Source organism: Kitasatospora sp. NPDC048296 (genome assembly GCF_043201815.1).
In the GTDB taxonomy this organism is placed as follows: domain Bacteria; phylum Actinomycetota; class Actinomycetes; order Streptomycetales; family Streptomycetaceae; genus Kitasatospora.
Genome location: NZ_JBICZB010000013.1, coordinates 63,284 through 85,557, shown reverse-complemented (window position 1 = coordinate 85,557; position 22,274 = coordinate 63,284). Strand labels below are relative to the sequence as shown.

The 22,274-nt window shown below is 74.6% G+C and carries 20 protein-coding genes; 8 read left to right on the top strand and 12 right to left on the bottom strand.

Translation table 11 applies throughout. From position 1 onward, the window contains the following. The first annotated feature begins 341 nt into the window (after positions 1-341). The 3 genes from rsgA to ACGF12_RS10995 all read left to right on the top strand — a co-directional run bounded on the left by rsgA (position 342) and on the right by ACGF12_RS10995 (position 3,853). Entirely contained in the window at positions 342-1,475 is a 1,134-nt protein-coding gene (gene rsgA, locus ACGF12_RS11005; RefSeq protein WP_393027992.1) for a ribosome small subunit-dependent GTPase A, read from the top strand. Positions 1,476-1,754: 279 nt separating this feature from the next. Next, positions 1,755-3,347 (top strand): DNA-3-methyladenine glycosylase 2 family protein, encoded by a 1,593-nt coding sequence (locus ACGF12_RS11000; protein ID WP_393027991.1) that lies wholly within the window; start codon positions 1,755-1,757, stop codon positions 3,345-3,347. Further along, positions 3,344-3,853: a methylated-DNA--[protein]-cysteine S-methyltransferase gene (locus tag ACGF12_RS10995; protein ID WP_393027990.1), complete on the top strand. Its 510-nt coding sequence runs from the start codon at positions 3,344-3,346 to the stop codon at positions 3,851-3,853. Before ACGF12_RS11000 ends, ACGF12_RS10995 begins: the two co-directional genes overlap by 4 nt. Before the next feature lie 74 nt (positions 3,854-3,927). Here ACGF12_RS10995 and ACGF12_RS10990 read toward each other — a convergent pair whose 3' ends face one another. Continuing rightward, the gene (locus tag ACGF12_RS10990; RefSeq protein ID WP_393027989.1) at positions 3,928-4,437 is read right to left on the bottom strand and encodes a GNAT family N-acetyltransferase; all 510 of its coding nucleotides are present in this window, start codon (positions 4,435-4,437) and stop codon (positions 3,928-3,930) included. A 163-nt stretch (positions 4,438-4,600) separates the two neighbouring features. Further along, a complete protein-coding gene (locus ACGF12_RS10985) occupies positions 4,601-5,107 on the bottom strand; it encodes a MarR family winged helix-turn-helix transcriptional regulator (protein ID WP_393027988.1) in 507 nt (168 codons plus the stop codon). Between the two features lie 144 nt (positions 5,108-5,251). On the opposite strand from ACGF12_RS10985, the gene ACGF12_RS10980 reads away from it, so the two are divergent. Next, complete coding sequence (locus ACGF12_RS10980; RefSeq protein ID WP_393027987.1) at positions 5,252-6,703, top strand: MFS transporter; 1,452 nt, start codon at positions 5,252-5,254, stop codon at positions 6,701-6,703. Here the strand turns inward: ACGF12_RS10980 and pth are convergent. The 4 genes from pth to ACGF12_RS10960 form a co-directional block, all read right to left on the bottom strand. Continuing rightward, the gene (pth, locus tag ACGF12_RS10975) at positions 6,690-7,274 is read right to left on the bottom strand and encodes an aminoacyl-tRNA hydrolase (protein ID WP_393027986.1); all 585 of its coding nucleotides are present in this window, start codon (positions 7,272-7,274) and stop codon (positions 6,690-6,692) included. The genes ACGF12_RS10980 and pth overlap by 14 nt on opposite strands. 126 nt (positions 7,275-7,400) lie before the next feature. Next, entirely contained in the window at positions 7,401-8,033 is a 633-nt protein-coding gene (locus tag ACGF12_RS10970; protein WP_393028035.1) for a DUF305 domain-containing protein, read from the bottom strand. A 110-nt stretch (positions 8,034-8,143) separates the two neighbouring features. Then, positions 8,144-8,806: a DUF3105 domain-containing protein gene (locus ACGF12_RS10965; protein WP_393027985.1), complete on the bottom strand. Its 663-nt coding sequence runs from the start codon at positions 8,804-8,806 to the stop codon at positions 8,144-8,146. Between the two features lie 105 nt (positions 8,807-8,911). Beyond that, entirely contained in the window at positions 8,912-9,421 is a 510-nt protein-coding gene (locus tag ACGF12_RS10960) for a hypothetical protein (protein ID WP_393027984.1), read from the bottom strand. Between the two features lie 348 nt (positions 9,422-9,769). Between ACGF12_RS10960 and ACGF12_RS10955 the strand changes: the two genes are divergently transcribed. Continuing rightward, positions 9,770-11,533, top strand: coding sequence for a hypothetical protein (locus tag ACGF12_RS10955; RefSeq protein WP_393027983.1), 1,764 nt, complete (start codon positions 9,770-9,772; stop codon positions 11,531-11,533). Positions 11,534-11,747: 214 nt separating this feature from the next. On the opposite strand, the gene ACGF12_RS10950 is transcribed toward ACGF12_RS10955, so the two are convergent. From ACGF12_RS10950 to ureA, 4 genes are all read right to left on the bottom strand, one after another. Next, positions 11,748-12,347, bottom strand: coding sequence for a TetR/AcrR family transcriptional regulator (locus tag ACGF12_RS10950; RefSeq protein ID WP_393027982.1), 600 nt, complete (start codon positions 12,345-12,347; stop codon positions 11,748-11,750). A 79-nt stretch (positions 12,348-12,426) separates the two neighbouring features. Beyond that, positions 12,427-13,476, bottom strand: coding sequence for an agmatine/peptidylarginine deiminase (locus tag ACGF12_RS10945; protein ID WP_393027981.1), 1,050 nt, complete (start codon positions 13,474-13,476; stop codon positions 12,427-12,429). A 19-nt stretch (positions 13,477-13,495) separates the two neighbouring features. After that, positions 13,496-15,217: an urease subunit alpha gene (locus ACGF12_RS10940; protein WP_393027980.1), complete on the bottom strand. Its 1,722-nt coding sequence runs from the start codon at positions 15,215-15,217 to the stop codon at positions 13,496-13,498. Further along, positions 15,214-15,924: an urease subunit gamma gene (gene ureA, locus ACGF12_RS10935; RefSeq protein ID WP_393027979.1), complete on the bottom strand. Its 711-nt coding sequence runs from the start codon at positions 15,922-15,924 to the stop codon at positions 15,214-15,216. Before ureA ends, ACGF12_RS10940 begins: the two co-directional genes overlap by 4 nt. 507 nt (positions 15,925-16,431) lie before the next feature. Here ureA and ACGF12_RS10930 point away from each other — a divergent pair. The 3 genes from ACGF12_RS10930 to ACGF12_RS10920 all read left to right on the top strand — a co-directional run bounded on the left by ACGF12_RS10930 (position 16,432) and on the right by ACGF12_RS10920 (position 19,748). Next, on the top strand, positions 16,432-16,947 hold the full coding sequence (locus ACGF12_RS10930) for an ATP-binding protein (RefSeq protein WP_393027978.1): 516 nt from the start codon (positions 16,432-16,434) through the stop codon (positions 16,945-16,947). A gap of 354 nt (positions 16,948-17,301) precedes the next feature. Continuing rightward, the gene (locus ACGF12_RS10925; RefSeq protein WP_393027977.1) at positions 17,302-19,554 is read left to right on the top strand and encodes a SpoIIE family protein phosphatase; all 2,253 of its coding nucleotides are present in this window, start codon (positions 17,302-17,304) and stop codon (positions 19,552-19,554) included. Beyond that, positions 19,521-19,748 carry a hypothetical protein gene (locus tag ACGF12_RS10920; RefSeq protein WP_393027976.1) on the top strand — a complete coding sequence of 76 codons (228 nt, stop codon included), beginning with the start codon at positions 19,521-19,523 and terminating at the stop codon, positions 19,746-19,748. Before ACGF12_RS10925 ends, ACGF12_RS10920 begins: the two co-directional genes overlap by 34 nt. Before the next feature lie 106 nt (positions 19,749-19,854). Here the strand turns inward: ACGF12_RS10920 and ACGF12_RS10915 are convergent, their stop codons facing one another. Both ACGF12_RS10915 and ACGF12_RS10910 read right to left on the bottom strand, forming a co-directional pair. Next, positions 19,855-20,922 (bottom strand): DUF2637 domain-containing protein, encoded by a 1,068-nt coding sequence (locus ACGF12_RS10915; RefSeq protein ID WP_393027975.1) that lies wholly within the window; start codon positions 20,920-20,922, stop codon positions 19,855-19,857. Positions 20,923-21,136: 214 nt separating this feature from the next. After that, positions 21,137-22,117 carry a (2Fe-2S)-binding protein gene (locus ACGF12_RS10910; RefSeq protein ID WP_393027974.1) on the bottom strand — a complete coding sequence of 327 codons (981 nt, stop codon included), beginning with the start codon at positions 22,115-22,117 and terminating at the stop codon, positions 21,137-21,139. Positions 22,118-22,274 lie beyond the last annotated feature (157 nt).

Below are 22,274 nucleotides of genomic sequence, written 5' to 3'. Positions count from 1 at the left end.
CTGCCGGCCTTGTCCTATCGCGCTGCTCTCGGCCCGTTGTCGGAGCGCTGCCGGCCCGCTGTCGGGCCGTTGTCGAGCGACTTCCGGCCGCCGCGGCCGCATTTCCGCAGGTCAAAAATACGTTGGCCGCGCACGGTCGTTCCGCTAGCGTGTCAGCGTCCGGTTCGGGGGCCGTTGGGCCACCCGAGGAGTAGAGAGCAGGAGGTGAACCCCGTGGTCGTTGTCGCCCCGATAGCTGCCCTGGGCAGCACGCGCGTTCACCTCCTTTTCCCGGCCGCAGGCTGAGCCTTCCGCGCCAGCCGTAGCCCGCCGGGACCATCTCCTCCCGAAGGGCCACTGCGTTGTTCAACGCTGCCTCCGTTCCGTCGTACTCTCCTTCCCTCGCCTCCCCCTCTTCCGTCGACGACTCCCCGCTGTCCCGCTACGGCTGGACGACCGAGCGCGCCGAGCTCTTCGCCCCGCTCGCCGAGGCCGGGCTGCTCCCGGCCCGGATCGTCCGGGTCGACCGTGGCCAGTGCGACGCCGTCCTGGCCGACCCGGAGACGGGCGAGCTGCGCACCGTCCGGCTCGACACCCGGCCGGTGGGCGACGCCGACATGATCAACTGCCCGTGCACGGGCGACTGGGCCGCCGCCGACCTGCACGCCCAGCCGATGGCCGCCGTCGTCGCGCTGCTGCCGCGCTCCACCGCGATCATCCGCAAGGTGGCCGGCAAGCGCTCCGACGGCCAGGTGCTGGCGGCCAACGTCGACACCGTCCTGATCGCCGCCTCGCTCGCGGCCGATCCCGACCTCGGGCGGATCGAGCGCTTCCTCGCCCTGGCCTGGGAGTCCGGCGCCGAACCGCTGGTCGTCCTCACCAAGGCCGACCTGGTCGACGACGCCGAGTTCATCCGCGCCGACGTCGAGGCGGTCGCACCCGGTGTCACTGTGCTGGTGGTCAGCGCCGAGACGGGCGAGGGCATCGACGTGCTCCGCGCCTGCGCCCCGGGTACCACCGTGGTGATCGGCCAGTCCGGCGTCGGCAAGTCCACCCTCACCAATGCGCTGGTCGGCTCCGAGGTGATGGCCGTCCAGGAGGCCCGCTCGGTCGACCAGAAGGGCCGCCACACCACGACCACCCGCGAACTGGCGGCACTGCCCGGCGGGGGCGTGCTGATCGACACCCCCGGGCTGCGCGAGGTCGGCCTCTACGGTGGCGAGGGAGTGGACCTGGCCTTCGCCGACATAGCCGAGCTGGCCGAGCAGTGCCGCTTCCACGACTGCAATCACCACACCGAGCCCGGCTGCGCGGTCCGGGCGGCGCTGGCCGACGGCACGCTGCCGCAGCGCCGGATGGACAGCTACCTCAAGCTCCAGCGCGAGAACGAGTGGATCGCCTCGCGCTCGGACGCCCGGGTGGCCAAGGCCCGGCTGAACAAGTGGAAGACGATCACCAAGTCGATGCGTGCTGCGGGAGGTCCGGTGAAGCGCTGACCTGAGCTGGTTGGACCCGACTCGCCCACGGTTTGCCCGGGGTGCGGTGGGCGCGGGCGGTCCGGACCGCCCGCGCCTCTGGGCCCTTGGGGCCTCTGGGTCGCCGGGCGGCGCGACGAGGTGACCTGAGCGACCCAGGGGACCCGGGCAGGGGACCCGGGCCCTGTGAGGCCCCGGCATGGGCGGAAGGCGGAAGGCGGAAGGCGGAAGGCGGAAGGCGGAGGGCGGAGGTGGCGGCGGGTGGGAGGGAGGGGGAGGGGGAGGGCCCCCCGAACGGCGATGTCCGATTCCCGCCAGTCACCCCCCACCCGGTGCCGCAAACTGGACAACGTGATCGACGACGACATCCGGTACCGAGCCGTGGACAGCCGCGACGCCCGTTTCGACGGGGTCTTCTTCACGGCCGTCACCTCCACCGGAATCTACTGCCGACCGAGCTGCCCCGCCGTGACCCCCAAGCGCGCCAACTGCCGCTTCTACCCCAGCGCCGCGGCCGCCCAGGGCGCGGGCTTCCGTGCCTGCCGCCGCTGCCGCCCCGACTCGGTGCCGGGCTCCCCGGAGTGGAACCACCGCGCCGACCTGGTCGGTCGCGCGATGCGCCTGATCGGCGACGGTGTGGTGGACCGCGAGGGTGTCGCGGGCCTGGCCGACCGCCTCGGCTACAGCGCCCGCCAGCTGCAGCGCCAGCTCACCGCCGAGCTCGGCGCCGGCCCGATCGCCCTGGCCCGCGCCCGCCGCGCCCAGACCGCCCGCCTCCTGCTGCAGACCACCGAGCTGCCCGTCACCGACATCGCGTTCGCGGCCGGCTTCGCCTCCGTCCGCCAGTTCAACGACACCGTCCGCGAGGTCTACGACCGCACCCCGACCAGCCTGCGCGCCGAGGTCGCGGCCGGCCGCCGCACCGCGACCCCGGCAGGCGGCCTCACCCTGCGCCTCGCCTACCGCGGCGCGATCGACAGCGACCACCTGATCGACTTCCTCGCCCTGCGTGCCGTCCCCGGCGTGGAGGAGGTCGTACCCAGCGCGCGCCCCGGCGTGCGCACCTACCGGCGCACCCTCGCGCTCCCGTACGGGCACGGCATCGCCGAAGTCGACGGCCTCGCGCCGGGCGAGCCGCGCACCCGCGGCTGGCTCGACTGCCGCCTGCTGCTCGCCGACCTGCGCGACCTGCCGACCGCCGTCCAGCGCCTGCGCATCCTCTTCGACCTGGACGCCGACCCGGACACCGTCGACGAACAGCTCGGCGCCGACCCGGTGCTCGGCCTGCTGGTCCGCGAGCGCCCCGGCCTGCGCTCGCCCGGCCATGTGGATCCGCACGAGCTCGCCGTGCGCGCCGTCCTCGGCCAGCAGATCACCGTCGGTGCCGCCCGCACCCTGGCGGGCCGGCTCGCCGAGAAGTACGGCGCCGCACTGCCCGAGCCGAGTGGCGGCCTGCGGCTGCTCTTCCCGACGGCGGCGGCCCTGGCCACCGCCGACCCGGAGGACTTCGCGATGCCCGCGGCCCGTCGCCGCGCGCTCACCGGCCTGTGCGCCGCGCTCGCCGAGGGTGTGGTCCGCCTCGACAGCGGGGCCGACCGCGAGGAGGCGGCGGCCCAGCTGCTGGCCCTGCCCGGGATCGGCCCCTGGACGGTCGGCTACCTGCGGATGCGGGCCCTCGCCGACCCCGACGTCTTCCTCCCGAGCGACGTGGGCGTCAAGCACGGCCTGACCCGGCTCGGCGCCGCCGGCGACCCGAAGTCCGCCGCCTGCGCGGCCGGGGCCTGGGCCCCGTGGCGCTCCTACGCCGTCCACCGGCTGTGGGCCGGCCCCGCGAGCACCAGCACCAGCACCAGCGCCATCATCAGTACCGGAACGGAGAACGACCCGGCATGAGCACCACCGTCTACACCACCATGGAGAGCCCCTTCGGCCAGCTGCTGCTCAGCGGTGTGCTGCCGGAGGACGGCGGTGCGGCGGCCCTGGCCACCGTCACCGCGCCCGGCCAGAAGTACGCGCTGGCCGAGCCCGCCGACGACTGGGTGCTCGACCCCGAGGCCCTCGCCGAGCCGGTGACCCAGCTGACCGCCTACTTCGCCGGCCGGCGCACCACCTTCGACCTTCCGCTCGCGCCGGAGGGCACCGAGTTCCGCCGCCGGATCTGGGCCGCGCTGGACGAGATCCCGTACGGCACGACCGTCACCTACGGCCAACTCGCCGAGCTGGCCGGGCAGGAGCCACGCATGGTGCGGGCGGTCGGCGGCGCGGTGGGCGCGAACCCGCTGCTGATCGTCCGCCCCTGTCACCGGGTGATGGGCGCCAACGGCTCGCTCACCGGCTTCGCCGCGGGCGTGGACCGCAAGCGCTGGCTGCTGGAGCTGGAGCGCGGCACCCTCTTCTGACCCGGTGAGCCCGCAGCCGGCTGGGCGGCCTCTCGTCCGGGGTCGGCTGAACCGGTTTCCGTGCCGAGGCGGTCTCAACTGCGCAGGTCCACCCGCCAGTTGTTGCTGCGCATGAACCGCCCGGGCGGGAACTCGAAGTCGCTCTGGCCGAGCAGGGTGAACCCGGCCTTCGCGCAGACCGCGTTGGAGGCGGGGTTGTCCACCGACGGGAACGCGTGCAGATGGCGGTGCGCGGCCTCGCGCCGGGCGGCCTCGACGGCGGCCCGGGTGGCGGCGACGGCGATGCCCCGCCCCTGGTGGCCGGGCAGCACGTTCCACCCCATCTCGTGCACGGTCTCGCCCTCCCACGTCCGGGTGCCGTAGCCGACCGTCCCGACCGCCTCGCCCTCGGGCAGCAGCACGATCCGGTACATGCAACCCAGGGCGGACGGGATGAAGTCCAGGTAGCGCCGGTGCCGGTGGAGCAGCTGCTCCTCGGTCTCCGGTCCGCCGACGTGCTTCTTCATCTCCGGCGTGTTGACCCGGCGCAGCAGCGCGAGGTCGGCGTCCGTCCAGGGTTCGATCTGTACCTCTACGGTGGTCATGGCGGGGACGGTAGCGTCGCCGGGCCTCGGGGACCAGCGGTTTTACCGAGCGGGGCCGGTCCGCAGGCCTCGTCGGCCCGCCTCGTCGGCCCGGCTCCCGGGCTCGCCTCCCGGGCCGGGCTCCTGGACCCGCCTCCTCGGCCCGGCTTCCGGGCCCTGCCCGTCAGCCCTGCTCCCCGCCGCCCCCCGGCTGGGCCAGGGCGCGGGCGAGCTGGTCCAGCGCGGGCAGTGCGTGGACGACCGCCTCGCGGTCGGCCGGGGCGAGGGTGCCCAGGGCGGTGGCGATCCGGCGTTCGTGGGCGTGCTGCCAGTCGTCCAGCTGGCGCCGCCCGGCCGGGGTGAGCGCGATCCGGGCGGTGCGCCGGTCGCCGGGGTCGGCCTGGCGGTCGACGAACCCGGCCTCCAGCAGCTTCCCGACCAGGCCGCTGACGGTGTTGGGGGCGAGCCGCTGCCGGGCGGCCAGCTCGCCGACCCGCAGTGGTGCGGCGGCGAGCGTCAGCAGGAGCTCGACCTGCGCCATCGGCAGGGATTCCCACGGGTAGTCGGTGCGGATGCTGCTGCGCAGTGCGCGGCGCAGCCGGGTGACGGTGTCGGTCAGCTGCCGGGCGTGCTCGACCGCCGGGTCCGGGGCTTCGGTGGCGGGGTCGGGAACATGCGGTGACGACGGCATGGCGAACAGCGTATCGCCTGGTACGGGGCGTTTCCGGCGCGCCGTCCGCCCCTCGGACGGGCCGCGGACGTAGGGTGGGACGTTTCGTATCGCAGGGCGATCAGCTCGTAGAAAGAACATATCTGCATCCGATATATTCGTCCCATGAACGCCACCGCCCTTGCTGCGCGCCTGCTCACCGAGCGGCCCCGGCCCCGCGGCGTAGCCGGCTGGCGCCACGCCCACTGGCTGGCCGTCGGCACGGTCTGCCTCGGCGCTTTCCTCGGCCAGCTCGACGCCAGCGTCATCGCCCTGGTCTTCCCCGCCCTGGGCCGGCACTTCGACGCGGGTTTCGCCGCCGTCGAATGGGTCGCGCTCGCCTACCTGCTGGTCCTGGTCGCCCTGCTGGCCCCGATCGGCTGGCTGTCCGACCTGGTCGGCCGCAAGACCATGTACATCGGCGGCTTCGCCGTCTTCGGCCTGTCCTCGCTGGGCGCCGGATTCGCCGACGCTCTGTGGATCCTGGTCGCCTGCCGGGCCGTCCAGGCCGTCGGCGCCGCGATGATGCAGGCCAACAGCGTCGCCCTGGTCGCGCGCGGGGTCCCGGAGCACGCGATGCGCCGCGCGCTCGGCATCCAGGCCGCCGCCCAGGGCCTCGGGCTGGCGCTCGGCCCCAGCCTCGGCGGGCTGCTGGTGGAGCACGCCTCCTGGCAGTGGGTGTTCTGGGTCAACGTGCCGATCGCCGTGTTCGGCATCGTGGCCGGCTGGTACCTGCTGCCCCGCACCCGGACCTGCGCTCCGGTGGCGGTCCCGGGACCGCGCGACGGCGAGCCGCGGGCGCCCCGCTTCGACCTGCCCGGCATGCTGCTGCTCACCGGCGCGACCAGCGCGCTGCTGCTCGCCCTGTCCACCGCCTCCGGCCTGCCCCTGCCCGGCTGGGCCGTCGCCGTCCTGCTGTTCGTCTCCGTCGTCCTCGCGCTGGCCCTGGTGCGCCAGGAGCGGCGGGCCGCCCGGCCGATCCTGGCGCCGGGGCTGGTGAACACCCCGGGCGTGCGGTCCGGGCTGGTGGTCGCGCTGATCGGCTACCTGCTGCTGTTCTGCCCGCTCGTGCTGGGTCCGGTGCTGCTCACCGGTGCGGGGGTGTCGACGGCTGCCGCGGGACTGGTGGTCACCATGCTGCCGGCGGCCTTCGCGGTCGCCGCGACGGTCGGCGGCGCACTGCTGCCCCGGGGCTGGTCGGACGTGGCCAGGTGCCGCTTCGGCGCGGGCCTCGCGGGCGCCGGGCTGCTGCTGTTCGCCGTGCTGCCGGTCTCCGGTGCGGCGGTGGTGGCCCCGCTGCTGGTCGCCGGGTACGGGCTGGGCCTGCTGCTGCCCGCCAACAACGCGCTGGTGATGCGGGCGATCCCGGCGGAGTGCTCGGCGGTCGGCGGCGGCATGGTGAACATGGCGCGCAGCCTCGGCACCGCGCTCGGCATGGCGCTGTCCGTCCTCGGCGTCCACCTGGCGGGCGCGGCGTCCGGTGGGCGGACGGTGCTGGTCGTCCTCGCGGTGGTCGCCGTGGCGGCCACCGCGCTGACCGGTCCGACCCCGGTCCGTGGGAGCCTCAGGACGGGCTGACGTTCAGAGCGTCCTGGGCCCGGTTCAGGCCGAGCCGCACCAGGGTCTCCAGGGCGTCCGCGCAGCGGTCCAACACCCCCGGCATCGCGGCCAGTTCCTCGTCCGAGAACTTCTTCAGCACATAGTCGCCGACGCTCTGCCCCTTCGGCGGACGCCCGATGCCGAACCGCAGCCGGACGAAGTCGCGGGTGCCGAGCACCTCGCCCACCGAGCGCACCCCGTTGTGCCCGCCCGGCCCGCCGCCGCGCTTCAACTTGCCGGAGCCGTACGCGAAGTCCAGGTCGTCCTGGACGACCACCAGGCGCTCGACCGGCACCCCGTAGCGGCGCAGCAGGGCGGCCACCGGGCGGCCGGACAGGTTGATGAACCACAGCGGCTTGGCCAGCAGCACCCGGCGGCCGTCCACCTCGATCTCGGCGACCACGGTGGCGAGCCCGCGCCGGCGGAACCGGGCGCCGTGGCGCTCGGCCAGCCGGTCGACGGTGAGGAAGCCCGCGTTGTGCCGGGTCAGCCGGAACCACGGGCCGGGGTTGCCCAGCCCGGTGATCAGCCAGGGCGCGTCAGGGGTCATACGGTGTTCTCCAGGAGTCGGGACGGCGGACGGCCGGAGCGCGGTGCGGGCGGTACGGGACCGCCGCAGCGCCCCGGCCGTCCGGGGAAACAGCACCTTCCCCGGCCGTCCGGGGAACAGCAGTTGTCAGGACGCGGGGACGCCGGGGGCGGCGCCGCGCTCCTTGAGCATGTCGGTCATCAGCTCCATCTCGGAGGTCTGGGCGACCACCATCGACTGGGCGAGCCGCTTCTCGACGTCGTTCTTCGCCAGGTCCACATAGCCCTGGGCCATCTCGACGCCGCCCTTGTGGTGCTCGATCATCAGCTGCAGGTAGTACACCTCGGCGTTCCGCCCGCTGAGCGAACGCAGCTTCGCCATCTGGGCGTTGGTGGCCATGCCGGGCATCAGCGAACCGTCGTGGGCGGCGTAGTCGTGGTCCATCTTCATCCACGCCATCGGCTTGGCGGGCGAGTGCTGCGACAGCCCCCACTGGTCGAGCCAGCCCGTCATCATCCCGCGCTGGTTGGCCTGGGTGTTGATGATGTCGAAGGCCAGGGTGCGGGTCGGCTCGTCGCCGGTGCGGTCCCGGACGATGAACGACAGGTCCACCGCCTGCTGGTGGTGGGTCGCCATGTCGCGGGCGAACCCGGCCTCGGGCGAGTCGTCCGCGGGGACGGCCACCGAGGCCGTGCCGGAGGCCGACGTCCCGCTCGCCACCAGGGCCGGCACCCCGAGTGCCAGCGCCACCGCGGCGGCCAGCGCGGCCGGCCACCACAGCCGCCGACGGCCGGGACGGGCCGCCGGCTCCCCGGTCGCGACCGCTTCCGGAGCGTCCGGCTCCGGAGCGTCCGCCGCGGAGGCCTTCTCGGGACGGGTCGCGTCGGCGGTCACATCTGCCCCATGGTGCAGGAGGCGCCCGGCTCCTGGGTCTGCTTGCCCTGGACGTACTTGGTGAAGAACTGGTTCACCCGCGGGTCGCTGGCGCTGTCCACGATCAGCTGGGTGCTCCAGGCGTTCAGGGTGATGGTGCCCTGCTCGTCCGGGTAGGGGCTCATCAGCGAGTACGGGGTGTTCTTGACCTTGTCGGAGAGGGTCTTGATGTCCTCCGGGGTGGCCTTGCCGTTGTACGTCACCCAGACCGCGCCGTGCTCCATCGAGTGGACGGCGCGCTCGTTCTCGACCGGCTGGTCGTAGACGTGGCCCATGCAGTCCAGCCAGATCGCGTTGTGGTCGCCGCCGACCGGCGGGGTCATCGGGTAGTTGACCTTCTCCTTGACGTGGTTGCGGCTCAGGTCACCGAAGGTCTTCACACCCGGGATGTCCGCGTTGGCGGCGGCCTCCTTGTCCTTCTTCTTCTGGTTCTGGTCCATGACGATCCAGGTGCCGGTGGCGATCGCGCCGATCACCAGCACACCGGCCGCGACCGAGGCGATGACCTTGTTGCGGCGGTCGCGGCGCTGCTCGGCGGCGCGCAGCTCGGCGATGCGCGTACGGCGGTCGGCGACGTTCTTGTCGCCGGGCTTGTTGGACTGCTTCGAGGCGGAACCCATGATGGTTGTCCTTGTCCCCGCCGCGCACGGCTGGTGGCGACGGCGGTCGGCTGTGGTGGGGGTGGGGCGGACCCGCCGACGGGCAGCGTCGGCGGTGGGTTCCGCTCAGGACCGGTGCACCTGGAGTTCGTGCAGATCGGGTGCCGGGTGCGGGCCGTCCAGCAGTCCCGCGGGCACCACGCGGGGCAGCGCCTCGGGCGCCGGCGCGGTGAGGGGTGAGACGGCGGGCTGCGGCTGCGGCGGCGGGTTCGGCAGTTGCGCGTCCTGCGGGCAGAACGGGTGGCTGGAGCAGCCGTTGTCGTGCGGCGGCCGGCCGTCCGCGGTGCACAGGATCCAGTGGTCCTGCTCCACGGCGAGCCGCTGGTGGTGCTGGGACGCCCTGGTGGCGTGGCCGGCGTGGGGAGTGGCCGCAGTGGCCTCGGCGGCGCTGACCACCGACACGGCGCTGACCGGGGCCGGTGCCGGACGGACGGGAGCGTCCAACGCGCTCGACTGGCCCGCGCAGGGCAGTGCCGTCAGCAGGGCGACCAGCAGCAGGACCAACAGCGCACCCGCCGGGCGGCCCGCCGGTGCGGCCCTCCCCGGTCGGGGCGAGCTGGGGGCCGACGCGGTCATGCGCACATTTAATCAGCCGAACGGGTGAAGCGATGCCCCTCCTCGGCCCCCATTTTCGGCGGCGCATGCCCCGCAATGTCCAGGAAACGCCCTGCTCGGGGCACATCCGGCAAGCACGGACGGAACGGAAGCGGACGGCGTGCCGACGGCCCCGCGACCGCCCCGCCGCGGCTCCGTCGCGACCCGGCCGCGCCTGGGCGAACCGGCTGGTGAGCGCGGTGGCCGGGATGGTCCGGTCGGTGACCGGTTGTCGCCGAAACCCGGACAGCGTCGTTGCACTTGGAGACAATGACGCCAGTCCGGCCCCGCCGGGGGCGGCGCGACCACGGACCGACCAGGAGCCGCCAGATGAGCAAGCAGGGTGCACCCGCACAGCCGCCCCGGCCGGGCGACGGCTGGTGGGACACGGTCTACGACGGCCCGGCGGGCACCCTCCCCGACACCCCGCACGCCGACCCCGGCGACGGCAGCGTGGACGACTGGTTCGACACGGCGGTCGGGCTGATCGGGCAGCAGCGCGCGGCGGAGCCGGAGCCGCAGTCGGAGCCGGAGGCCGTCGCGGAGCCCGCGCCGGAGCCCGAGCCCGAGCCTGCGGTGGCGCGGGACAGCATCGACGACTGGTTCGACACCGCGATCGGCGTGATCGAGGGGACTGGGGGGAGCGAGGGGACCGGGGAGACCGGAGGGACCGACGGGCCAGGGCGCCGGCGCCCCTCGACCGAGACCCACCAGTTTCCCGCCCCGTCCTTCGCCTCCGACGCGCCCCGGGCGGAGCGTGCGCCCGAGAGCGAGACCGAGGCCGTGCCTGCGACCGAGGCCGTGGCCGAGGCCGTGCCTGCGACCGAGGCCGCGCCCGTGCCGGAGGCCGGTGCCGAGGCCGAACCCGAGCCCGAGCCCGAGCTCGAGGAGCCGCCCACCCCGGTGTCCCTGGAGAAGCCCGCCCCGGCCCCCGCCGCCGCACCGGAGCCCGAGCCTGAGCCCGCTCCCGAACCCCCGGCCGCCGGGGAGCCCGCCCCCGAGCCGGAACCCGCCCCCGAACCGGAGCCCGAGCCCGCCTCCACCCCCGAACCCCCGGCCGCCACCAAGACCCCCACCCCCGAACCCGAGCCCGACCACGCCCCCCAGCCCGACCCCGAGCCCGCACCCGCCATCCCCGACCCCCGCCTGGCCATCCGCACCCAGCGCGCCGACACCGACCCCGCCGTCCCGCACGTCGGCGAGCGCCCCCCGACCTACGGGCCCGAGCCCACCGCCGTACCGGAGGCGGACCCCGACTCGCTCGGCGCGGTCGTCCCGGACACCGCGCTGGAGGGCGCCCAGTACGGGAACACCGTGCTGCGCGCCGTCTCCGTCCGGGGCGACTCCGCCCGCTACCGGGGCGAGCCGCGCCGCGACAGCCTGCTGGTGACCAGGTTCGGCGACGGCCCCGACGGGCTGCTGCTCGCCGTCCTCGCGGGCTTCGACCGTACGGGCGGCGCCGAGGAGGGGGCACTCACCGCGGGGGCCGTCGCCGCCGCCACCAGCGAGGCCGGCCGTCAGCTCGCGGCCGCGATCGGGCGCAGCCGGGCGGGCCTGGCCACCGATCTGCGCGACGGCGCCCGGGACCGGCTGCGCTACGGCCTGCAGCGCCTGGCCACGAGCGCCGCCGCCCCGCTGCGCGCGCTGGCGCCCCGGGCCGAAGGGGACGACGCGCCGTCCCCGGCCTCGCTGCACTGCCTGATGCTGTCGCTGGACCCGGCGGCGGGCTACCGCGCGGCCTTCGGTGTCGGCCCGGGCGGGCTGTACCTGTTGCGTTCGGGCCACTGGATCGACGCCTACGCGGCCCGGTTGCTCCACCACCCCGACGGTCAGCCGCCGGTGCCGGACGCCCCGGTGCCGGATCCGCGCCCGTTCCGCTTCCGGCTGGTTCCGGCCACCCCCGGTGACATCCTGCTGCTCTGCACCCCGGGCCTGGCCGCCCCGATCGCGGACGAGCCCGCCGTGGCCCATTTCCTGTCCGCCCACTGGGCGCACCCCCACCCGCCGGGCACGGTCGACTTCCTGCGCCAGGTCCAGGTCCGCGCCAAGGGCTACGCCGACGACCGTACGGCGGCCGCGGTCTGGACCGAGTGAGTTGGTGCCCGGGCGCCAGAAGTCGGCCCATCCGACTTCTGGCGCAACCGGATCTGTGGCGCCCGCTTCCCACCGCCCCCGGACGTCGTGGCCGTCTCACGTCAGGTCGGGCGAATGCCAACGGCCATGCCGACGGCCACATCTCAGTGCCCCGCCGTCTGCACCAGAAGTCGGCCGGTCCGACTTCTCGCGCGGGTGGGCCCCAGTCGGTGCCTCAGGCCCGCAGCAGGATGGTCGCGACCGCGGTGGCCTGGTCGAGCGCGGCGGGCCGGCCGGCGCCGGGCAGGCCGATGGCGATGGGGACGGCGAGGCCGTCGAGCAGGGAGCGCAGTTGGAGGGCGCGGTCGGCCGCGGGGCCGGGGGTGAAGTGGCCGGCGGCGGTGCCCTCCTCGATGAGGGCGACCAGGTCGGCCTGCCAGGGGGATTCGATCTCCTGCTGGCCCTGGCGGATCTCGACGCTGGCGGGGGAGCGGCCCCACACCTCGACCCAGAGGATCCAGCGCGGGTCGCCGGGCCCTTCGGGCAGGTAGAGGCGCAGGTAGGCGTCGAGGCGCCGCCAGGGGTCGAGGGCGTGGTCGGCGAGGGCCTCGCGGCGGCGGGCACCGAGCTGGTCCTCGCTCCAGCGCAGGGTCTCCAGCAGCAGCTGGTCCTTGCTGCCGAAGTAGTAGAGCAGGTGCCCGGCGCTCATCTGGAGCTGCTTGCCGAGCCCGGCCATGGTGAGCTTGGCGAGCCCGTGTTCGGCGATCGCGGCCCGGGCGGTGGCGAAGACCTCCTCGCGGGGGCGCGCCGGCCGGCGCGGGCGGGCGTCCGCCATGTGCAGTGCTCTCCCTCGGTGGTGCGGAGCTCAGAAGGCTACCCGGGCGGGAGCGCGCGGCTCCCGCCCGGGGTGGATGTCAGAGCGCCTTCGGCTGCTGCTGGGTGATGCAGTGGATGCCGCCGCCGTTGGCGAAGATCTCCCGGGCGTCGACGAGTTCTACGGTGCGGCCCGGGTAGGCCTTGGCGAGGATGTCGGCGGCCTCCTGGTCGCGAGGGTCGGCGAAGGCGCACAGCACGACGGCGCCGTTGGCCACGTAGTGGTTGATGTAGGAGTAGTCGACCGGCTCGCCGTCCTCGTCCGACAGGACGGTGGGGGCGGGCAGTTCGATGACCTCCAGCGAGCGGCCCCGGGCGTCGGTGGCGGCACGCAGGACGGCGACCAGCTCCCGGCAGACCTCGTGGTCCGGGTGGGACGGGTCGGGCTGGACGTGGGCGACCACGACGCCGGGGCGCACGAAGGAGGCGACGATGTCGATGTGGCCGCGGGTGCCGAACTCGTCGTAGTCGCGGGTGAGCCCGCGCGGCAGCCAGATCGCCTTGGTGGTGCCGAGGAAGGCGTGCAGCTCGGCCTCGACCTCCTCCTTGGTCCAGTCGGCGTTGCGGCCCTCGCCGAGCTGGACGGTCTCGGTGACCAGCACCGTGCCCTCGCCGTCGACGTGGATGCCGCCGCCCTCGTTGATCAGCCGGGAGGCGAAGCGCTGGACGCCCGTCAGCTCGCCGATGTGCTCGGCGATGTGCTGGTCCTTGTCCCAGCGGGCCCAGGACTGCGCGCCCCAGCCGTTGAAGATCCAGTCGGCGGCGGCGACCGAGCCCTTGCCGTCGATCAGGAAGGACGGGCCGATGTCGCGCATCCAGGCGTCGTTGAGCGGGCGCTCGACGATCTCGACCTGCTCGGAGACGTACCGGCGGGCGTCCGCCGTCTCACCGGTGTTGACGATCAGCGTCACCGGCTCGTAGCGGACGATGGTGTCGGCGACGGCGGCCCAGGCCTCGCGGGCCGCGTGCAGCTGCTCGGGGCCGTCGAAGGTGGGGTTGGGGGTCGGGAAGGCCATCCAGGTGCGGTCGTGGGGGTGCCACTCGGCGGGCATCCGGTAGCCGAGGGAGGCGGGCGTGGGGGTGGTCATCATCGGGTCCTTGAGGGGAGGATCAGAGGAAGTAGAGGCGGCTGAGGGAGACGCTGTCGGCGGGCTCGGAGCGCAGCGGCGAGCCGTCCAGCGAGACCAGTCCGGTCTCGGTGACCTCGACCTGGCCGACGCGGGCGTTGCGCACCATGTCGCGCGGCCCGATGCCGCGGGTGCCGCGGACGCCGACGCGGCGGCGGCGGGTGGGCAGCCCGTCGGCGGGGCGGTCGAGGTAGGCGCCGTCGGCGGCGGCCTGGGCGACGAAGGCCACCGAGATGTCGGCGGCGGTGGCGCCGTGGGCGCCGAACTGCGGCCCCAGGACGAGCGGTTCGCAGCGGTCGGTGGAGGCGTTGGGGTCGCCGACCACACCGTACGCGGGGAACCCGGCCTTGAGGACCAGCTGCGGCTTGGCGCCGAAGTGGTCCGGGCGCCAGAGCACGATGTCGGCGAGCTTGCCGACCTCGATCGAGCCGACCTCGTGCGAGAGGCCGTGCGCGATGGCCGGGTTGATGGTCAGCTTGGCGATGTAGCGCAGCACGCGCTCGTTGTCGTCGCCGCTGTCGGTGGTGCCGTACGAGCCGGTGCCGTCCAGCGGGCCGAGTTCGGCCTTCATCTTGCCGGCCATGGCGAAGGTGCGGCGCACCGTCTCCCCGGCCCGGCCCATGCCCTGGGCGTCGGAGGAGGTGATGCCGATGACCCCGAGGTCGTGCAGCACGTCCTCGGCGCCCATCGTGCCGGCGCGGATCCGGTCGCGGGCCATCGCGGCGTCGCCGGGCAGGTCGACCTTGAGGTCGTGCGCGGAGACGATCATGCCGAAATGCTCGCCCAGCGCGTCCCGGCCGAAGGGCAGGGTGGGGTTGGTGGAGGAGCCGATGACGTTCGGCACGCCCGCCATCTTCAGCACGTTGGGGACGTGACCGCCGCCGCAGCCCTCGATGTGGAAGGCGTGGATGGTCCGGCCCTCCAGCACCTTCAGGGTGTCCTCGACGGAGAGGCACTCGTTCAGGCCGTCGGTGTGCAGGGCGACCTGGACGTCGTACTCCTCGGCGACCCGCAGCGCGGTGTCCAGGGCGCGGGTGTGGGCGCCCATGTCCTCGTGCACCTTGAAGCCGGAGGCGCCGCCCTCGGCCAGCGCCTCGATCAGCGGGGCCTCGTCGGAGGACGAACCGCGGCCCAGGAAGCCGATGTTGACGGGCCAGGCGTCGAAGGCGTTGAACGCGTGGCGCAGCGCCCAGGGCGAGTTGACGCCCACGCCCCAGACCGGGCCGAACTCCTGGCCGATGATCGTGGTGACGCCGGAGGCGAGCGAGGCCTCCATGATCCGCGGCGAGAGCAGGTGGACGTGGGTGTCGATGGCGCCGGCGGTGGCGATCATGCCCTCGCCGGAGACGATCGTGGTGCCGGTGCCGACGACCACGTCCACGCCGTCGAGGGTGTCCGGGTTGCCGGCCCGGCCGATCGAGGCGATCCGGCCGCCGATCAGGCCGATGGACGTCTTGCGGATGCCCTGGATCGCGTCGATCACCAGCACGTTGCTGATCACGACGTCGCAGGTGTCGCGGACGGCGGCGGGCTTGAGGTGCAGGCCGTCGCGGGCGGTCTTGCCGAAGCCGGCCAGGAACTCGTCGCCGGGCGCCTGGGAGTCGGCCTCGACCCGGACGATCAGGCCGCTGTCGCCGAGCCGGATCCGGTCCCCGGCGCGCGGGCCGTGGACGGAGATGTAGTCGTGGGGGCTGATCGCCGTCATGAGGGCACCTCCGTGTCGTCGAAGCTGGTCAGGTAGCCGGTCGCGCGGGCCTTCGCGAGGGCGGCCTCCTTCGCGCCGGGCGCGTCCAGGGGCCCGTCCACGAGCCCCGCGAAGCCGATCGCGACCCGCTCGCCGCCGATCGGCACCAGGCCGACCTCGACGGTGGCGCCCGGGTCGAAGCGCACCGAGGAGCCGGCCGGTACGGCCAGGTGGGTGCCGTAGGCGGCGGCGCGGTCGAAGGCCAGGCGCGGGTTGGCCTCGAAGAAGTGGAAGTGCGAGGTGACCGAGATCGGTACTCCGGAGGTGTTGTGGACGGGGATCAGCAGCGTCTCCTCGACCGGGTCGTAGCCGGCGCCGTCGCCGATCAGCGCGCCGCCGGGGGCCTCGTCGCCGAGTGAGCCGGCGCCCTTGAAGGGGTCGTTGACGACGGCGAGGCGGGTGCCGTCCTCGAACACGGCCTCGACCTGGACGACGGTGACCACGTCCGGCACGCCGGGCAGCACGTCGTCGGCGGTCAGGACGGAGCGGCCGGCCTCGATGGCCTCGGCCAGGCGCAGGCCGTCGCGGGCGGCCTCGCAGACGGTGTCCGCGATCAGGGCGGTCGCCTCGGGGATGTTGAGGCGTACGCCCCGGGCACGGCGGGCGCGGGCCAGCTCGGCTGCTGTGAAGATCAGCAGCCGGTCCCGCTCGGTGGGGGTCAGTCGCACGGTTCCTCGCTCGCTCGTCGCCGGGAGAGGGGCCGGCACGGGGCCGGGGGGCTTATGGGGTGATGTTCGGACCATCGTTAGAACGTCGTTCAAACATCTCGGGGCCATTGAACCCGGACCGGGCCGCCCTGTCCAGCGTTGCCGCTCCGACCGGGTCCGGCCTGTCGGGCGGGCGGCGGCGGTGAGGGCGGGTGTCGGGACCCGGCGCGCGGCGGTGGCGAAGGCGGGGGCGCGTGTCCGGGCGTGCGGTCCGGACGGGCGCCGGGTGTGCGCGGGATCGGGTGGGGGCGGCCTCGAAAAGCGCCTCTGCGCTTCGCAAACCTGTCCGGCGCGGGCAGTTGGATCACGTGAACCTCCCCGTGCCCCTTTCACCCCACGTGATCGGACGCACACTGTTGCAAACGCCGTCAACTGGGCATGAGGATGGGTGGTCAGAACGAGGGGGCCACCCGGCCGGCGGGGGATCCGGAGGCGGGGGCCCGGATTTGAGGGCGGGGGCATGTGTTGATGGACGGTCAGTCGCGATTCCCGCGGCAGCGGACGGGCTCGGGCGACACCTACCGGGCCGGACAGACCCAGGGCCCGGCCACCGGCACCGGGACGACCGTGTCGGGCGCGTCCGCGCCCGGCTGCGCGTTGCACCACCGGCTGCACCTGACGCTCGACCCGGCCGACCTGGTCGCGGTCGGCGCGGTCCGGCACCGGCTGCGCACGGCGCTGAGCCGCTGGGGGGTGCCGGAGCTGTCCGACACCGCCGAGTTGCTCTCCTCCGAGCTGGTCACCAACGCGCTGCTGCACACCGGCAAGGGCGCGGTCTTCGACGCGGTGCTCGGTTCGGACAGCCGGCTGCGGGTCGAGGTGCAGGACGGTGCGAGCCGACTGCCCGGGCGCCGCCGCGATCCGGACGCCGAGTACGCGACCTCGGGGCGCGGCCTGCTGCTGGTGGAGGCGCTCGCGGACTCCTGGGGAGTGCAGCTGAGGGGCGACGGCAAGGTCACCTGGTTCGAGCTCGCGATGCCCTGAGTCCCGCCGCGGGCCCCGTGCCGCACCGACCGCCGGTCCGATCGTCGGACCGCGCGCCGCGCCACCACTCGTACCCGCCGTCCACACGACTGTTCGTCATCGATTGATCTGTTCTCGAAGCAAGCCCTGAACAGAAGGCGGAACGCAAGATTTCCGGCCCGTTGCCATTGCCGCTCGGCCGAACATTGGCCAGGATGGTGGGAATGTGTGTCCACGTGCGGGACAGCAGCGGGGAGACCGAACCTCGACTGACCACCGTCCGTCGGCACCGTCCGATCCAGCACGACCCATCACATCGCCACGCGGCCCGTCCGGACGGTCGGCGCGGTCCGCCACGGCAGCGGCAGGAGCAGCATGCCCACTGAGCCCGAGTCGCCGGGGCCGGCGCTTCCTCCCGGCGCGTCCGCCGTGGAGCCGCCGCCCGCCGCCCGCCCGCCCGCGCAGGCCTCCCGTCGGAACCCGCTGCGCACGCCCCCCGGACTCGCCTCCGGACGGCTGGCCCCCGTGCTGTCCGGCGGACTGCCGCCCGCCACGGCTGACTCCATGCCGGACTGGCTGGAGCCCGCGATGGCCGCCAACGGCATCGGGTCCTTCGACTGGGACATCCGCCGCGACGTCCTGGAGGGCGACCAGCGCGCCTGCGCGATCATCGGCCTGGACGACGTCGAGCGCGGCCGCTTCGACCGCACCGCCGCCTCCTTCCTGTCCCTGCTGCACCCCGAGGACGCGCCCGTGGTGCGCCGCCGGGTCGAGCGTGCCGTGACCGAACTGGGCCAGTGCGGCGCCTACTACCGCACCGTCGGGCCGAACGGCAGCATGCGCGCGGTGCGCTTCCGCGGCCGGGTGCTCGCGGACGCCTTCGGCCGCGCCTCCCGGATGGTCGGCTTCGTCTGGGACGCCACCGTCGAACTGCACAAGCGCGACCGCGCCGACCGGCTCGCCCTGCTGCGCGAGGATCGCTCCCGCTTCATCAAGGAGGCCGCCCGCGCCCTGTCCGAGGCCGTCACCGTCCGGGACGTGGCCCGGGTCTTCACCGAGCTGCCGTTGCCCGGACTGCCGCCGGACGGCCTGGTGCTCGCCTCCTTCGAGGCCGGCCGGGCGCAGATCCTCGGCGCCTCCGGCTACCGCGCCGAGGCGCTCGCGGTCTGGGACCGCGCCGTGCTGCCGCCCGGCCACCCGGCCGCCGAGGCGCTGAAGCACCGCGCCCCGGTCTTCGTCTCCAACCGCCGGGAGTTCCGCGAGCGCCACGCCGACGTCTGGGAGCAGACCAGCCGCACCGGCCGTGGCTCCTGGGCCTACCTGCCGCTGGTGGCCAGCGGCCGGGCGATCGGCGTCTGCGTGGTCAGCTTCGACGACGAGCGCGAACTGGACGCCGACGAGCGGACCCTGCTGACCACCCTGGGCGGGCTGGTCGCCCAGTCGCTGGCCCGGGCCCGGCTGCACGACGCCGAGCACGAGCTGGCGGCGAGCCTGCAGCGGGTGATGCTGCCGCGCACCGTCCCCTCCATCCCCGGCGTGACCACCGCCGTGCGCTACCTCGCGGCCGGCTCCGGCCTGCAGATCGGCGGCGACTGGTACGACGTGGTGCCGCTGCCCGGCGGGCACGTCGGGCTGGTGATCGGCGACGTCCAGGGCCACGACGTGCACGCCGCGGGCATCATGGGCCAGCTGCGGATCGCGCTGCGCGCCTACGCCGCCGAGGGCCACCCGCCCGCCGCGGTGATGGCCCGCGCCTCCCGCTTCCTCGCCGACCTGGACACCGACCACTTCGCGACCTGCACCTACGCCGAGGTCAACGTGGACTACGGCGTGGTCTACGCGGTGCGGGCCGGCCACCTCGACCCGGTGGTGCGCCGCGCGGACGGCACCGCCGCCGCCGTGCCGGTGGCCGGCGGGCTGCCGCTGGGCATCGACCCGGACCAGGAGTACCGGGTCACCCGGTTCAGCCTGGACCCGGGCGAGACCGTGCTGCTGTGCACCGACGGCCTGGTCGAGGCACGCGGCATGGACCTGGACGAGGGCATCGGCCGGCTCACCCGCGTGCTCGCCCGTCCGCTGCCGGCCCCCGAGGAGGCGGTCCGCGACCCGCTGGAGGACCTGGCCGACCGGATCGCCTCCCAGGCCGCCGACTCCAGCGAGCGCGAGGACGACATAGCGCTGCTGCTCCTGCGCTGGGACGGCCCGGCGGGCGGGCTCACCACCCAGCAGCTGCGCCGCCGGATCGGCCAGGCCGACCTGGCCCGGATCGCCGAGGTCCGCGCCGAACTGCGCGACGCGCTGCGCCGCTGGGGTGTCGCCGAGTTCATCGACACCGCCGAGCTGCTCTCCTCCGAGCTGGTCACCAACGCCATCCGGCACACCGACCGGGACGCCATGTTCACCGCCCGGCTCTACCGCGAGTCGGCCTCGGACGGCGGCCGGGCCCGGCTGCGGGTCGAGGTGGAGGACGAGTCCGACCTGTGGCCCACCCGCCGCACGCCGGGGGAGCAGGCCTCCTCCGGACGCGGCCTGATGCTGGTCGAGGCGCTGGCGGACGCCTGGGGCGTGGAGCCGCGCGGCTCCGGCAAGCGGATGTGGTTCGAACTCAGCGGGGCGAGCGCGGCGTAGATCCCGAGGGCGAGTTGCGGATCCGGGCGGCCTGGAACTCCGAGCTGCCCGGTGCGATCGCCGACCGGGACCCGGTCGGTGCCGGGCCGCTCGACCACGACCGGGACGCGATTTCCGTCCCCCTGCCGCCGGGCGCGGGCCGACTCCTCGGTGCCGGTGCGGCGGTCGTCCTGACGCCCGGCGTCCGGTCCTGACCCCGGTGGAGGTGCTCAGCCGAACCGCCGTCGGCCCGACCGCCGTCGGCCGAACCGCCGTCGGCCCGACCGCTGTTCGGCCCGGCCGACGTCAGTCGAGCCACCGTCAGCCGAACTGCTGCTCCAGGTCCTTGAGCTTGCGCTCCAGCGAGTCCAGCCGCGGCAGGGTGACGGTGTCCTCGTCCGCGGTGAGGTCGATGGTGCGCCGTTCCGGACGGGCCGGCAGGCCCGGCTGGACGACGGTGCCCTCGGCCGCGCCGACCTCGCGCGGCCCGTCCCCGCGGGGCCCGGCGGCTATGGCGGGCTCCGGCCGCTCCGCCCCGGGCCCGTCGGCTGTGGCGGGCTCCGAGCCGGACTCCAACTGCCGTGCGGCGCCGCCGCGTCCGCGCCAGTGGCCGCCGCTGCGGTTGATCGCCCGGATCTCGGCCCGCTCGCGGCGGCCCGCCAGCTTGCGGCGTTCCTTGTCCAGGGTGCGTTCCCGTTTGTCCTCGCGGACCTCGTCCACCGCCTCGTCCAGGCTGCGCACACCCTCCAGCAGCATCAGCGACCAGGCCGCGTAGGTCTCGCGCGGGGCGCGCAGCCAGCGGACGATGCGGATCTGCGGCAACGGGCGGGGCACCAGGCCCTGTTCGCGCAGCGCGGCCCGGCGGGTCTGCTTGAGCGCCCGGTCGAACAGGACCGCCGCGGACAGCGACATGCCGGAGAAGAACTGCGGGGCGCCGGCGTGGCCGAAGCCGCGGGGGGCGTGCACCCAGTTGAACCAGGCCGAGGCGCCGGCGAACAGCCAGACCAGCAGCCGGGAGCCGAGTGCGGCGTCGCCGTGGCTGGCCTCGCGCACGGCCAGCACCGAGCAGAACATCGCGGCGCCGTCGAGCCCGAACGGGACGAGGTACTCCCAGCCGCCGGAGAGGCCGAGGTTCTGCACGCCGAAGCCGACCAGCCCGTGGAAGGACAGCGCGGCGGCGACGCCGGCGCAGCAGAACAGCAGCGTGTACGAGGCCGCGCCGTACAGGGATTCCTTGTGGCGGCGCCGTTCCTCGGAACGCTCCCAGGAATCCGCGCCGGCGGCGGGAGCGGATCCCCGGCTCCGGGCCAGGGCCACCAGGAGCGCGCTGACCAGTAGCCCAGCAACCCCGGTGACGGCCCAACCGAGCGGTATGTCGGACAATTTCATCGCCGGAACCAGCCTCGCTTTCCTGCGTCGCGTTCCTGTGTCGTGATGGCGGGGACCATCATGGCGGATGCTCGGCCGGGGAACGGCTGATTCGCTGTCAATGCGCTGAGGAGAGGGATTTCTGATCCGGCGAAAAGCGCATTGTCGTATCAATGCGATGCGGATTGTTCCCGAAATGGCGGGCTTTTCGGATTCGAAATCGGACGGATTTCCGTCAACTTGGCGTGACGGGCGGCGGCGCGGCTCGGCGCCGCCGGATCCGGGGGCAGCCGCCGCACATGTCCTCGGGTTCCACGGTGTACACGAGGCAGCAGCTGGCCCGGGCTCGGTCGGTGTCCGAAGCACTGACCGAGCCCTCCGCCGGACCATCGGGGGCGCCGGGGCGGCCGGGCGCCGGGTCCGCGAAACCGGCACCCGGGGTGAAGGGGGCCGGGGCGGAAGCGGGGCACCGGCCCGCGCCGGGCGCGCACGCGGCGGGCTCCCCGGGGGCGAGCAGCGCGGTCAGTTCGGCGCGCGCCCGCTCCTGCTCGCCGAGCAGCCCGCCCGCGTACCCGAGCCCCTCCACCACCGCGTCGGTGGCCATCGCCCACAGCACCCGGGGTCCGCGCCGCACCTCCGGACCGAAAGCGGCGAGCACCGGCGCGAGGAACTCACCCAGCGCGCCGCGCAGTTCGGCGGCCAGTGTGGGCTCGTCCGGTGCCGTACGGGCCTGCGGCGCGCCGGCCGTCGGGTCGTCCGGCAGGCAGGCGAAGGACTCCGGGCGGACCGTCAGCTCGACCGAGCCCGGGCCCCGGCGTACCGAGACGTCCGCCGGGCCGAGCAGCGGCACGCGCCGCTCCAGGAACCACGGCACGGTGAACAGCAGCGAGACCGGCCAGACGAAGCGGTGCAGTCCGAAGCCGGCCGCCACGTCCGGGCGCAGCGGCTGTCGGTAGCGGGCGAGGCCCTGTCGGGCGTCGTGGGCGACCAGCTCGCGCACCGCCCCGGGGTCCGCTGCCAGGTCGGCGACGGTCAGCCAGCCGTCGCCGCGCCGGGGTGGGGCGCAGCGCACGCTCACGACCGGGGTGAGCACGGTCAGTCGGTGGTACGACGGCGCGCAGGGGGCGGGGGAGTCCGGCGCGGGGCGGTGGACGTGCGCCTCGGTGGTGCGGCGGGCGCGCGGCGCGGGGCCGGGCCGGGTGCTGCTCGCGGTCATGGGCGGGCCCCATCGGGTCGACCGGGGCCGCCGGTGGACCGCCCGGCGGTGCCCGGTCGTCACGGCGGCCGGGGGCCCGCCCGCCCCGGCCGAGCCCCGCACCCGCGGCCCCGACGCGGGACCCCACCCCGCCCACTCCCCACACCACCCCGCTTGG